The 12303-nt window shown below is 75.7% G+C and carries 13 protein-coding genes; 7 read left to right on the top strand and 6 right to left on the bottom strand.

Features of this window, described 5'->3' with window-relative positions; translation table 11 throughout:
- The first annotated feature begins 1 nt into the window (after nucleotide 1).
- The 4 genes from ACI782_RS04825 (at nucleotide 2) to ACI782_RS04840 (ending at nucleotide 1800) form a co-directional block, all read left to right on the top strand.
- Nucleotides 2-385 carry a response regulator gene (locus ACI782_RS04825; protein WP_456906639.1) on the top strand — a complete coding sequence of 128 codons (384 nt, stop codon included), beginning with the start codon at nucleotides 2-4 and terminating at the stop codon, nucleotides 383-385.
- Nucleotides 382-849: a chemotaxis protein CheX gene (locus tag ACI782_RS04830; RefSeq protein ID WP_456906641.1), complete on the top strand. Its 468-nt coding sequence runs from the start codon at nucleotides 382-384 to the stop codon at nucleotides 847-849. Before ACI782_RS04825 ends, ACI782_RS04830 begins: the two co-directional genes overlap by 4 nt.
- A 17-nt stretch (nucleotides 850-866) precedes the next feature.
- Nucleotides 867-1229, top strand: coding sequence for a response regulator (locus tag ACI782_RS04835; RefSeq protein WP_456906643.1), 363 nt, complete (start codon nucleotides 867-869; stop codon nucleotides 1227-1229).
- Nucleotides 1230-1308: 79 nt separating this feature from the next.
- The gene (locus tag ACI782_RS04840) at nucleotides 1309-1800 is read left to right on the top strand and encodes a hypothetical protein (protein ID WP_456906645.1); all 492 of its coding nucleotides are present in this window, start codon (nucleotides 1309-1311) and stop codon (nucleotides 1798-1800) included.
- Between the two features lie 431 nt (nucleotides 1801-2231).
- Here the strand turns inward: ACI782_RS04840 and ACI782_RS04845 are convergent, their stop codons facing one another.
- On the bottom strand, nucleotides 2232-2690 hold the full coding sequence (locus tag ACI782_RS04845; protein WP_456906647.1) for an ATP-binding protein: 459 nt from the start codon (nucleotides 2688-2690) through the stop codon (nucleotides 2232-2234).
- Nucleotides 2691-2817: 127 nt separating this feature from the next.
- Nucleotides 2818-4509: a SpoIIE family protein phosphatase gene (locus ACI782_RS04850; RefSeq protein WP_456906649.1), complete on the bottom strand. Its 1692-nt coding sequence runs from the start codon at nucleotides 4507-4509 to the stop codon at nucleotides 2818-2820.
- Nucleotides 4510-4709: 200 nt separating this feature from the next.
- Here ACI782_RS04850 and ACI782_RS04855 point away from each other — a divergent pair, with 200 nt between their 5' ends.
- Nucleotides 4710-6545: a SpoIIE family protein phosphatase gene (locus ACI782_RS04855; RefSeq protein ID WP_456906651.1), complete on the top strand. Its 1836-nt coding sequence runs from the start codon at nucleotides 4710-4712 to the stop codon at nucleotides 6543-6545.
- Here the strand turns inward: ACI782_RS04855 and ACI782_RS04860 are convergent.
- Together ACI782_RS04860 and ACI782_RS04865 are read right to left on the bottom strand one after the other, a co-directional pair.
- The gene (locus ACI782_RS04860; protein WP_456906653.1) at nucleotides 6470-7384 is read right to left on the bottom strand and encodes an alpha/beta fold hydrolase; all 915 of its coding nucleotides are present in this window, start codon (nucleotides 7382-7384) and stop codon (nucleotides 6470-6472) included. The genes ACI782_RS04855 and ACI782_RS04860 overlap by 76 nt on opposite strands.
- A 155-nt stretch (nucleotides 7385-7539) precedes the next feature.
- Nucleotides 7540-8289 (bottom strand): ZIP family metal transporter, encoded by a 750-nt coding sequence (locus tag ACI782_RS04865; RefSeq protein WP_456906655.1) that lies wholly within the window; start codon nucleotides 8287-8289, stop codon nucleotides 7540-7542.
- Nucleotides 8290-8523: 234 nt separating this feature from the next.
- On the opposite strand from ACI782_RS04865, the gene ACI782_RS04870 reads away from it, so the two are divergent.
- The gene (locus ACI782_RS04870) at nucleotides 8524-9336 is read left to right on the top strand and encodes an alpha/beta fold hydrolase (RefSeq protein WP_456906657.1); all 813 of its coding nucleotides are present in this window, start codon (nucleotides 8524-8526) and stop codon (nucleotides 9334-9336) included.
- Between the two features lie 10 nt (nucleotides 9337-9346).
- Here ACI782_RS04870 and ACI782_RS04875 read toward each other — a convergent pair whose 3' ends face one another.
- Nucleotides 9347-10531: an AAA family ATPase gene (locus ACI782_RS04875; RefSeq protein WP_456906659.1), complete on the bottom strand. Its 1185-nt coding sequence runs from the start codon at nucleotides 10529-10531 to the stop codon at nucleotides 9347-9349.
- 54 nt (nucleotides 10532-10585) lie between these two features.
- A complete protein-coding gene (locus ACI782_RS04880) occupies nucleotides 10586-11563 on the bottom strand; it encodes a chemotaxis protein CheB (protein WP_456906661.1) in 978 nt (325 codons plus the stop codon).
- A gap of 270 nt (nucleotides 11564-11833) precedes the next feature.
- On the opposite strand from ACI782_RS04880, the gene ACI782_RS04885 reads away from it, so the two are divergent.
- Nucleotides 11834-12202, top strand: a complete 369-nt coding sequence (locus tag ACI782_RS04885; protein ID WP_456906663.1) for a phage holin family protein — start codon at nucleotides 11834-11836, stop codon at nucleotides 12200-12202.
- Nucleotides 12203-12303: the final 101 nt, after the last annotated feature.

Raw genomic sequence — 12303 nt, forward strand, 5'->3', positions numbered from 1 at the left:
CGTGCGTGCACTGGTGATCGACGACTCACGCGCCATGCGGCGCATCGTGAGCGGGACGCTCGAGAGCTTCGGCTACGAGACCCGCCAGGCCGGACACGGCCAGGAGGCACTCGACGTGCTGCACGAGGGCTGGGTGCCCGAGCTGTGCACGGTCGACTGGAACATGCCGGTGATGGACGGCCTCCAGTTCGTCTCCGCCATCCGCGCCAACCCCGCGTGGCGGGCGGTGACCCTGATGATGGTCACCTCCGAGGGCGAGCAGTCCCAGATCGTCCGTGCGCTGGCCGCCGGCGCGCACGAGTACGTCCTCAAGCCGTTCACCGCCGACGCGATCCGCGACAAGCTCGCGCTGCTCGGCCTGCTCCCCGAGGAGGTCGTGCTGTGACGGCGTCTGCCATCACCGAGCTGATCGACGAGGCCAGCGTCCAGGAGATCGCCGACCAGGCGTGGGCCGCCCTCGTCGGCGAGGACGAGGTCCTCGTGCCGCTGCCGGGCGAGCTGCCCGCCGACACGCGCAGCTCCTGGGTCGAGATCGTGGGCCCGTGGACCGGCACGGTCGTGCTGACCTGCGGCCGGGCCACCGCCGAGGAGCTCGCCCGCGCCCTGCTGCGCGAGCACGCCCCCGACGTGCTCGAGGCCGAGGACGTCGACGACGCCCTCGGTGAGCTCGCCAACGTGGTGGGCGGCAACGTCAAGGCCGTCCTCCCCGGACCCTCCGTCCTCGGCCTGCCCGAGGTCGGTGTCGCGCCGAGCGCCGGCTCGGCGGCCGACACCCGCCGCGTCGACGCCCAGTGGCGCGGCCAGCCGCTGACCATCTCCGTCCAGGGCGCCGTCCTGGACGCCGCCTGAGAGAACGAGGTGCCCCTGTGAAGATCCTGGTCGCCGACGACAGCCGCGTCATGCGGCAGATCGTCATCCGCACCCTGCGGCAGGCCGGTTACGACGACCACGACATCGTCGAGGCCGAGGACGGCCGCGACGCCTACGACAAGGTCCAGAGCGAGCAGCCGGACCTGGTCCTGTCCGACTGGAACATGCCGAACATGTCCGGGCTGGAGTGCCTGCAGGCGCTGCGCTCGGCCGGTTCCGGCGTCCCCTTCGGTTTCGTCACCTCGGAGGGCTCGGCCGAGATGCGGGAGAAGGCCGCCGACGCCGGCGCGCTGTTCCTCATCGCCAAGCCGTTCACCGAGGAGACCTTCCGCGAGAACCTGGACGGGGTGATCGCATGAGGAGCGAGCGTGCGAGCTCCGCAGTGGACACAGTCGCGCCGGCGGGCACGCCGGCGACGAGCGCCAGCGAGGAGACGAAGTGACCGCGCCCCTGACCGTCGTCCTGCCGGACGCCAAGGCCGTCAAGGACATGCTCTCCGGCCTGGTCGGCAAGCCGGTCGGCGTCACGCCGGGTGCCCCGGTGACCCCCACCGAGAAGAAGCCGGTCTCGGTGGCGGTCTACGTGTCCCCGTCGATGGACGTCAACGCCCTGTGCGTCATGGACCTGCCGCTGTCGGCCTGGACCGGTGGCGCGCTCGCGCTGCTGCCCCCTGGTGGCGTCCAGGACACCGTCGAGGAGGACGGCGAGCTGACCACCATGCTCACCGAGGCGCTGCACGAGGTCGTCAACGTGCTGTCGGCGCTGTTCAACGTGCCGGGTGCGCCGCACTCGAGGCTGTACGCGCTGTACGCGCCCGGCGACGAGCTGCCGACCGACATCGCCGGCATGCTCGCGGCCTTCAACCGGCTCGACCTCGCCGTCGACGTCCCGGGCTACGGCAAGGGGGGGCTCTCGCTGGTGGTGCCGTGACATCGTCGTCCTGCCGGACGACACCGCGGCCAGGAGCCGTCCCCGACCGGCGCTGAGCCCTGTCCGGCCCTCCTCGGGGAGGCCTCCGGCCCCCCACTCGTCGGGCCGACACCGCGGCCAGGAGCCGTCCCCGACCGGCGCTGAGCCCTGTCCGGCCCTCCTCGGGGAGGCCTCCGGCCCCCCACTCGTCGGGCCGACACCGCGGCCAGGAGCCGTCCCCGACCGGCGCTGAGCCGCTTCGTCACGGCATCCCGGAGCCCTCCGGGTCCACTCGCCGCGACAGCGCGAGAGCGCGACACGACGGGCCCCGGGCGACCGCCCGGGGCCCGTCGTCGTTGCACGTGGAACACCGGCCTTCTGCAGGGGCCCGCCGTGGCCCCGTCCCGGGCCCCGCCCTGAGCCTGCGAAGGGTGGGGAGGACGGGGTCCTTTTCAGCTCAGGGCCGGCTGCCGGTCCTCGATCGTGGTCGGCAGGCAGGCCCAGACGTGCTTGCAGCCCGCGTCGACGTACCACCCGTGCGCCACCGACAGGCGCGCCACCAGGTGGAGGCCCAGCCCGCCCTTCGCCGGGTCACGGTCGACGGCCGGGGTGGGCATCGTCTCCGGGTCCCGGTCGCTGACGTCGAGCAGCCAGCCACCACTGCCCGCGATGACGGTGGCGACCACCGGCTCCACCCCGTGACGCAGGGCGTTCGAGGCGAGCTCGTCGAAGGCGAGGACCAGTCGCTCGGCCGCGTGGTCCTCGTCGTCCGCGGGGAAGCCGACCCCACCCAGCCGCGAGCGGAGCCCGGCCCGCGCGGACGGCAGCTCGGCGATCGACTGCAGATCCCAGCGCCACACCTCCCCCCGCCCGTCCGGGAGCGGGCGCAACGGCCATGCCGGTCGACCCACCGTCCCTCTCCTGTTCCGTCGTCTACTCCGACGCCAGGGAGGGTGCCCACCTGCCGCAGACCTCAACCGTGCCGCGCTGCGCTGGGGGGCGCGTGTGACCGACGCCGCGGGTGCCGGGTCACCCCGGTCACACGCTGAGGGCCACCAGGGCGACGTCGTCCTCCGGCGTGCCGTCCACCATCCGGGTCAGCAGCTCGTCGCACAGCCGGTCCAGCGGCAGGGGAGCGAGCTCGGCGAGGTGCTGCCGCAGCCGGGCCAGCCCCTCGTCGACACCGGACGCGCGGCGCTCCACCAGCCCGTCGGTGTAGAGCAGCACGGTCGCCCCCGGCCGCAGCGGGACGACGGTCTCGCGGCGCACCGTGGCCGGGTCGACCCCGAGCAGCAGGTCGCCGAGGTCGCCGCCGAGGACGGTGACCGTGCCGTCGGGGTCGACCACCAGCGGCGGCGGGTGGCCGGCGTTCGCGTACCGGAGCTGCGTCCCGCCGCGCTCGACGCGCGCGATGGCGGCGGTGGCCAGCGTGCCGGTGTGCAGGTGCGCGATCGCCGCGTCCAGCCCCCGCAGCACCTCGGCCGGCCCGGCACCGCTGTAGTGGGCGATGCCCCGCAGCAGGCCGCGCAGCTGGCCCATCTCGGCGGCCGCGGCGGTGTCGTGCCCCGCGACGTCGCCGATCACCACGACCGGGTGGCCGCCGGGCTGGAGGAACGCGTCGTACCAGTCCCCGCCGACCTGCGCCGCCTCGGTGGCCGGGACGTACCGCACCACGACACGCGCGCCGCCGATCGTCGGCGGGTCGGTGAGCAGGCTGCGCTGCAGCGCCTCCGCCAGCTGGGCCTGCCGGTTCTGCCGGTGCACCCGGTCGACCGCCTGGCCGGCCCGGGAGGCGACCTCCCCGGCGGCGGCCAGGTCGTCGGGGTCCAGCGTGCGGCCCGGGTCCAGGTACAGCGTGAGGACGCCGACGGTGCGCTGCTCGGCGGTCAGCGGCAGGACGACGGCCGAGGTGAACCCCAGGTCGCGCAGCAGCTCACGGGCGGACCCCGGGGCCATGAGCGCGAGGACGGCGTCGACCGACTCGTCGGCGGAGGTGCCGGTGCGCAGGGCACGCGCGACGGGGGAGACCGGCGGCATGGTGTCCATCCGCACCTGCGTGTAGCGGGCCATCAGCTCGCGGCGGGCCGGATCCGCGTGCCAGGAACCGACGTCCCGGGCCCGTCCCTCGCGGTCGACGACGGTGACGATGCAGGCGTCGGCGAGCGCGGGCACGACCAGCCGGGCCAGGCTGCCCAGCGCCGACTCGCCGTCCAGCGCCCCGGAGAGCTCGGCGGTCACCGCGGCCAGCAGGGCCATGCGGGCGCCCGCCCGCTCGGCGGCCCGCTGGGCCCGCTCGGCCGCGTCCTGCGCCGCCCGGCGGGCGCGGATGTCGACGACGGCGAGGGCGACCCCGGCCGGCACCGGCCAGGCGTGCAGGGCGAACCAGCCGTCGGCGGGAGCCGGTGCGGGGAGCTCGGTCGTGACGGCGCAACGGGTGGCGGCGGCGTCCCGGCAGGCGGTGGTGACGGCGGTGGCGAGGTCCGCGGCGAGGAGGTCCCCGGCGAGCAGGTCGGTCACCGGCCGGCCGGTCATGGCGGCCGCGGTCCGCCCGAGCAGCCGCTCGGCGGCCCGGTTGGCGTAGGTCACCCGCCGAGAGGCGTCGACGCACCACAGCGCGGCGGGCATGGCGTCGAGGACCCCGGCCGCGGGGTCGCCGCCCACGGGCGACGGCGTCGGAGCCACGACCAGGTACCCGCTGTCGACCGCGGGATCCGGTCGGCGGTCCTCCACGGGAGCCACTCCCCTCCACGGCGGGCGCCGGGCGCGCATCTCCGGAGCGCCCCCCGCCCAGCAGGCCGTGGAGGGTGTCCGGATGGTGGCAGGGGCGGCGGTCGCTGCCAAGGAGCCCTGCCGCGCGGTGTACCCCCGATCGGGCACCCCCGGGCACGGCGCGGGAGGGCGAGGATCCGCATGAGGCAGAGTGACCTCCCATGACCTGGGAGGACGCGGCGCCGCCGCCCCCCGACCTGCTCACGCAGGCGGTGGAGGGCATGGACCGGCCGCTGCTCGTCCTGGACGACGACTGGCGGTTCCGCTACGTCAACCCCGCGGGGGCACGGGCGCTGGACCGGACCGTCGACGGGCTGGTCGGCCGCGACGTGTGGGAGGAGTTCCCGGAGGCCGTGGGCGGCCCGTTCGAGCAGCTGTACCGGCGGGTCCGGGCGACGGGGGAGTCGGGGACCACCGAGGCCCGGTTCGGTCCCCTGGGGAGGTGGTTCCGCGCCGACGCGTTCCTCACCGACGCCGGCCTGGTCGTCTCCTACGACGACGTCACCGAGCGCCGGCGCACCGAGGAGGAGCGGGCAGCGGCCGTCGCCGCGCGGGAGGAGTCGGTGCGGGCGGCGGCCGCAGCCGTCGCGGAGGCCGAGCGGACCGGCCGGCACCTGGTGCTGCTGGGCGACATCAACCTGGCCATGACCTCCACCGTCGACGTCGACGAGGCGGTCGACCGCTTCGCGCGCCTCGTCGTCCCGGTGCTGGCCGAATGGTGCCTGGTCAGCGTGATCGACCCCGACGGCACCCGCCGCGACGTCGGCCGGGCCCACAGCGACCCGGCGATGGTCGAGGCGATGCACCGCTACGCCGATGCCCGCGTGCGGACCAACGCCCCCGCGGCGCCGGTGCCGACGGCGCTGCGCAGCGGTCGCCCCGTCGTGATCCCGGCCCTCACCGAGGGCGACGTCGCCGCGATGGTCAGCAGCCCGGAGGCGCGGGCCGCGCTGGCGCCGCTGCGGCCGGCGGCGGTCGCGACGTTCCCGCTGGTCGCGCGCGGGGAGACATTCGGCGCCTTCACCCTGGTCAACGGGGCCGAGCGCGGTCCGCACAGCGAGGCGCAGCTGCGGACGGCGGAGATCGCCTCCCGCCGCGCGGCGCTGGCGCTGGACAACGCCCGGCTGGCCGCGGCCAACCAGCAGATCGCCGAGCGGCTCCAGCTGAGCCTGCTGTCCCCGCCGGTGCAGCCCGACCAGTTGGAGCTGGCGGTCCGCTACCGGGCGGCGACCCGCGGGGTCTCCATAGGCGGCGACTGGTACGACGCGTTCCTGCAGCCGGACGGCGACACGGTGGTCGTCATCGGCGACGTCATGGGCCACGACGTCGAGGCCGCCGCGGCGATGGGTCAGGTGAGGACCCTGGTCCGGGCGATCGCCTTCGACCGGCTGGAGGAGCCGGCAGGCGTCCTGCGCCGGGTCGACCACGCCCTCGTGGGCCTGGCCGTGCCCGCCATGGCCACCGCCCTCGTGTGCCGCGTCGAGCAGACCCCCGCCGAGCGGGAGCGGGGGCTGCGCCGGGTGCGCTGGTCCACGGCCGGTCACCCCGACCCGATGCTGCTGTTCGGCGACGGCGCGGTCGCGGACCTCTCCGCCCCGGTGGGGCCGCCCCTGGGCATCGGCTGGCGGGGACCGCGCGCCGACGGCACGGCCACGCTCCCGGAGGGGGCCACGCTGCTGCTGTTCACCGACGGGCTCTTCGAACGCCGCGACGTGACGCTCGACGAGGGCCGCGACCGGCTGCGGCGGCTGCTGGCCGGCTCGGCGGGGGAGCCGCTGGACGACCTGTGCGACCGGCTGCTGGCCGGGATGGTGGGCGACGGGGCCGAGGACGACGTCGCGCTGCTCGCCGTCCGGGCCCACCCGATGACGTGGCAGCGGCCACCGGTCGCCGGGCCGGTGGCGGCCCGGCCGGCCCGACCTCACCGGCGCGCGGCAGCCTCCCGGACGGCGGCCGCGATCGCCGCCACGCCGTCGGGGGACCAGACGATCGAGTAGTGGTTGGTGTCGGGCACCTCCCGTGCGGTGATCCCGGCCGGCTCCAGCCCGAGCAGGGCCAGCCGTGTCTCGTCGTAGAGGCCGGGGGTCTGGTCCTGCAGGCCGCGCGTCGCCCACAGCAGCGTGGCCGGCACCGGCAGGTCGGCGGTGGCCTCGAGGACCCGCTCGTTGAGCAGCACGTCGCCGCCGTCCACCCGGATCGCCTCCGGCACGCACCCGCTGCGCAGCGCGGGTGGCTCCCCCTGCAGGTCCCGGGTCAGGAAGGCGGCCACCGCCGGGTCGTCGACCCACGGCCCGACCGCGGGGTGCTGCGCCCAGAACGCCCGCACCGCCGCGAGGTCCGGGAAGGTCATCGACAGCCGGGCCAGCGAGGGCCCGAGGACGGCGGCCATCATCGCGTCGACGTCGGCACCCGGGGGGAGGGGGAGCGCCAGCCCGCCGTCCACGAGGACCAGGCCGTGCACCCGGTCCCGGGCCTGCCCCGACGTCGCCAGCGCCGCGACGAAGGCGCCCATGGAGTGCCCGACCAGCACGGTGGCCTCGGCGCCTGCCTCGCCGTCGGCCCCGAAGCCGTCGAGCAGCGCGGTCAGGTCGTCGGCGTGCGCGTCCAGCCCGTACGGCCCGGGCACCGCGGCCGACCCGGCCCGGCCGCGCAGGTCCGGCGCGACGACCTCGAACTCGCCGGCCAGCGCGTTCCCGACCCGTGCCCACGCCATCGCGTTGGCGGTGATGCCGTGCACGAGCACGACGAGCGGCGCACCGGGGGCGTCGGCCGGCCAGTGCAGGGCGGCCAGCTCCCCACCGGCGACGGGGACGGCGATCTCCTTCGGTTCTCTCACGAGCCCACCCTGCCGGGGAGGGGCCGCGGCCGCAGCGTCAGGCGACTCCCCGCCGGCCGGTGGGCTGCGCCCGCGCACACTCGTGCTCTGCCGACGTGGGTGGGCAGAGCACGAGCGCCCGGGGACCGACCCCGCGCCGCGGGGAGTCGGGACGGTCAGGCGAGCTCGATGGCGAAGGCGACCAGGAAGCCCAGCGAGGTGATGACGCCGGTCCAGGTGCGGGTCCGCTCGAACGCCTCCGGGATCATCGTGTCGGCGATCATGGTCAGGATCGCCCCGGCCGCGACGGCGGTGATGACCGCGATCGCCTCCGGCGGGGCGCCGCCGAGCGCGGCGTAGCCGATCAGCGCCGCGAGCCCGCTGGCGACGGCGATCCCGCCCCACACCCCGAACACGTAGCGCGCGGAGCGGCCGTTGGCCTTCATCCCGGCGGCCGAGGAGAGCCCCTCGGGCACGTTGGAGATGAACACCGCGGCCAGCACCGAGGCGCTCACCGACCCGCCGCCCAGCAGCCCGAGGCCGAGGACGACCGACTCCGGGACACCGTCGAGCAGCGCGCCGATCGCGATCGCGGCCCCGCTGCCGGACTGCTGGTCCTCCGACGGCTGCTGGGACCCCGAGCGCTTGCGGTGCCGGGCCCCGCGCTGGGCCAGGACCTCGTTGGCGCCCAGGTAGGCGAGTGCGCCGCCGACGAACCCGAGCGCCGTGGGGAGCAGCCCGCCGGTCTCGGCGGCCTCGGCCATGAGGTCGAAGGCCACCGCGGAGATCAGCACGCCCGAGCCGAAGGCCATGACCGAGGCGATGACCGTCTGCGGCACCCGCACGAACCAGGCGACCAGCGCGCCGAGCACCAGGGCCCCGCCCCCCAGCAGGCCCCACAGCCCGGCTTCCAGCCACGTCGGCACGGCGTCCCCGTTCCACGTCCCCCGGCCTCCCTGGTCCGGGGACGCCGGGTCCGCCCTGCCCGCCGAGCCGGCCGCCCAACCACGCCGGTCGCAACGGAGGACACGGTCCACGGCAGGAATCCGCCGGCGGGGCCAGGGACCTTCGACCGGTCCGCTCCGTCCGTCCGGCGGCGTTCCGGCAGCCGATCGCGGGCCCTACCGTGGACGCGCGGGGGCCGAGCACCGGGAGGCGCCGTGTCCGGGACGACCCAGCCGCTCCGCTCCGCCGACGTGACCGTGCCCGGCGGACTGCGCCTGCACGTCGTGGAGCAGGGTGACCCCACCGGGACGCCGGTCGTCCTCGTCCACGGCTGGCCGGACTCCTGGTTCTCCTGGAGCTCCGTCCTCCCCTCCGTGGACCCTCGGCTGCGCGCCGTCGCCTTCAGCCAGCGGGGCTTCGGCGAGTCCGATCGCCCGCCGGCCGGGTACGCCCTCGACCGGTACGCGGACGACCTGGTGGCCCTCTGCGACGCGCTCGGCATCGCGCGCACGCACCTGGTGGGACACTCCTTCGGCAGCTTCGTCGCCCGTCACGCCGCCGAGCGGCACCCGGACCGCGTCGACCGGTTGGTGCTCATCGGCTCGGCCGACCGGATGGGCGACTCGCTGGTCGAGGAGGTGCGGGCGGCGATCGCCGACCTGCCCGACGAGGTCCCCGACGACTTCGCCCGCGAGTTCGCGGCCAGCACGGTGCACCGGCCGGTGCCGCCGGAGTTCTTCGACGCGCTCGTCGCCGAGAGCCGCAAGGCGCCGGGCTGGGTGTACCGGGAGTCCTGGGAGGGGCTGGTCCGGGTCGACGACCGCGACCGGCTCGGGGACGTCACCGCGCCCACGCTGGTGCTCTGGGGCGACCACGACGCCCTGTTCGACCGGGGACAGCAGGACCGGCTGCTCGCCCTCCTGCCGCACTCCGAGCTGCACGTGCTCGAGGACACCGGGCACTGCCCGAACTGGGAGCGGCCCGGGGACGTGGCGAGCGACCTGAACGCCTTCCTGCTCCCGAGCTGACCGGCCCGGTTCAGTCGGGGTGGCTGAGCAGGTACCGGCCGAAGTGCGGCACGGTGAACGCGATCTGCCCGCGCTCGGCGGAGTAGACCAGCCCCTTCTTGATCAGCGAGTCGCGCGCCGGGGAGAGGGACGCCGGCTTGCGGCCCAGCGACACCGCGACCTCCGACGTCGCCACCGCCGCGCCGTTGGGGCCGCCCAGCTCGGCCATCGCGTGCATGTACTCCCGCTCGGCGGGGGTCGCCCGGTCGTAGCGGGAGCCGAAGAACCCGACCGCGAGCTCGGCCTCGGCCACGGGGGCGGCCATCGCGACGTCCGCCGCGCTGATCGGGGAGGAGGCGGCGACGTCCCAGGTGACCTTGCCGTAGGCCTGCACGAAGTACGGGTAGCCGTCGGCGGCCGCGTACAGCGCGTCGAGGGCCTCCGGCTCGAAGGTGACCTCCTCCCGCTCGGCCGGCGCGAGCAGCGCGCGGTCGGCGGCGGCCCGGTCGAGCCGGTCGATGCGCAGGTAGCGGAACAGCCGCTCGGAGTAGCTCTTGGAGGCGGACAGCACCGCCGGCAGGTGGGGGAGGCCCGCGCCGACGACGATCAGCGGCGCGCCCTGCTGCGACAGCTCGTGGCAGGCGGCGCAGATCGCCGAGACGTCGGGGGCCTGCACGTCCTGCATCTCGTCGATGAACAGCGCGACGCCCTTGCCGACGTCCGCGGCCAGTCCGGCGGCGTCGCTGAGCAGCTCGACCAGGTCGATCTCCATGTCCCCGGAGTCGGCCCGTCCGGAGGCCGCGGGGACGTCGATGCCCGGCTGCCAGCGGTCGCGGACCTTGGCGTCGACCGACTGCCGCAGCGCGAACGCCTTGAGCACGCCCAGGACGGCGTCCATGGACTCCGGGTCGGGGTGGCGCAGCTCGCGCAGCGCCATGTGCAGCGCGGAGGAGACCGGCCGGCGCAGCGACTGGTCCGGGCGCGCCTCGATCTTGCCGGTGCCCCAGCCGCGGCCGATCGCGGCCGAGCGCAGCTGGTTGAGCAGCACCGTCTTGCCCACCCCGCGCAGCCCGGTCAGCACCAGGGAGCGCTCCGGACGGCCGTGCGCGATCCGCTCGAGGACGACGTCGAACGCCGACAGCTCGGTGTCGCGGCCGGCCAGCTCCGGCGGGCGCTGGCCGGCGCCGGGCGCGTACGGGTTCCGCACGGGGTCCATGTCGAGCACCGTATGGCGTCGTCTAGTCCCCGCCGTAGACATCGGTAGAACCGGCTAGGGCGTGTCGCCGCCCGGGTCCTCGGTCGCCAGGGCCTGGATCCGCGCGGCGTGGCGCTCGGCCCGGTCGGCGGCCCGGAGGTTCTCCTCCCGGGTGCCGGCCTCCGCACCGTCGAGTTCGGCAAGCCGCCGGTGCACCGCGGCGACCTCCAGCAGCTTGGAGGCGGCGTTGTAGATGGCGCCCTCGACCGCCTGCCGTTGGGCGTCGAGGAGCGTCTGGGCGGTCCAGGCGTGCCCGACGTGGCAGGTGTAGCTGGCTGTCTTGTCCGAGACCGCCTCGTACATGCCGCCCTGGCACTCGGGGCATCCCACGGCCGCGGGGGTGCCCAGGTCGGTGACCGCGGTCGGTCCGCCCTCCATGGACCTGCTCCTCTCTCCGGTGGTGGTCGTGGCGGCGGGCGCGGAGCCGGGGAGCTCGCCGCAGACCAGGTCGGTGACGGCGGCGCCCAGTGCGGCGGTGGGGAGCGCTCGCGCCCGGCGGACGGCGGCGAGTGCGGCCCGCGGCATGGACGTGACCCGGGCCTCGGCCGGGTCCTGCACGAGGACGGCGCCGTCCTGCGCGGCCACGCTCGCCGCGCCGACGGCCCCGTCGTCCAGCGCGCCGGACAGGACGACGGCCACGACCCCCGGGCCGAAGGACTGCGCGGCGCTGCGGAAGAGCGGGTCGACGGCCGGACGCTGCCGGTTCTCCCGCGGCCCGCGGGACAGCCGCACCCGGGAGTCGCGGACCAGCAGGTGCCGATCGGGCGGGGCGACGAGCACGGTCCCCGGGACCAGGGCGTCCCCGTCGGCCGCCGTGCGCGCGGGGAGCGGCCCCCAGCGGGAGAGCAGCCGGGGCAGGTGGCTGTCGGCCGCGGGAGGCAGGTGCACCACCACGAGGACGGCGGCCGGGAGGTCCGGGGGGAGCGCCGCGGCCAGGTCCTGCAGCGGGCCCAGGCCACCGGCGGACGCTCCGACCACCACGAGTCGGTCCATCGGTGCCCCCACCTCTCCGGTTCCCCCCGCAGTGACGGGTTTCCCCGGGGGAGCCCGGTCGATGCGTGCTCGGGTCGCGTCGACCACGGGCCCCGTGCCGGCGCTGCTGCGGACGCCGCGGTGTCGGCGACGACAGCCCATGATCACGCGGGACGCGGGCGGGCGGAAGGGTGTCGACCGCTGTCTGCCGACGTCTACACCGGCGGCTAGAGAGCCGTAGAGGAGCCGACACGACCCGGCTCGTGATCATCCACGACTAGCGTGGACGACGTGCTGAGGTTCCTGCTCAAGGTCGTCATCATGGCCGCTGTCTTCTACGGCGTGGCCTATCTCCTCGACGGCATCGAGGTGATCCCCAACCCGAACGGCCCGCTCGGGGAGCCTGGCACCTACCTGTGGATCGCGCTGATCTTCGCGGTTGTCAACGCGTTCGTCGGACCGGTCCTGCGGCTGCTCTCGCTGCCGTTCGTGCTGCTCACCCTCGGCCTGTTCCTGCTGGTGATCAACGCGGCCCTGCTCGGGATCACCGCGGCGATCACCGACCGCCTGCAGGTGGACGGCTTCGGCAGCGCGATCGTCGGCGGCCTGCTGCTCGCCATCGGCGGCTGGCTGGCCGACCAGGTGACCGAGAAGCGCTGACCCGCGTCTCGGCCTCCTGCAGGCTCCCGGCCCGTCCAGGGCACCGCCCTGGGCTTGCGAAGGGTGGGAGGACGGGGCCTTCAACGGTGGGGGGCAGGGGA

This window comes from Geodermatophilus sp. SYSU D00703 (genome assembly GCF_054050155.1).

Coding starts and splice junctions, on each gene's coding strand:
- ACI782_RS04855 (WP_456906651.1), top strand. CDS start 4,710: ATGACCTGGGAGGACGCGGCGCCGCCGCCCCCCGACCTGCTCACGCAG.
- ACI782_RS04875 (WP_456906659.1), bottom strand. CDS start 10,531: ATGGACCCCGTGCGGAACCCGTACGCGCCCGGCGCCGGCCAGCGCCCG.
- ACI782_RS04880 (WP_456906661.1), bottom strand. CDS start 11,563: ATGGACCGACTCGTGGTGGTCGGAGCGTCCGCCGGTGGCCTGGGCCCG.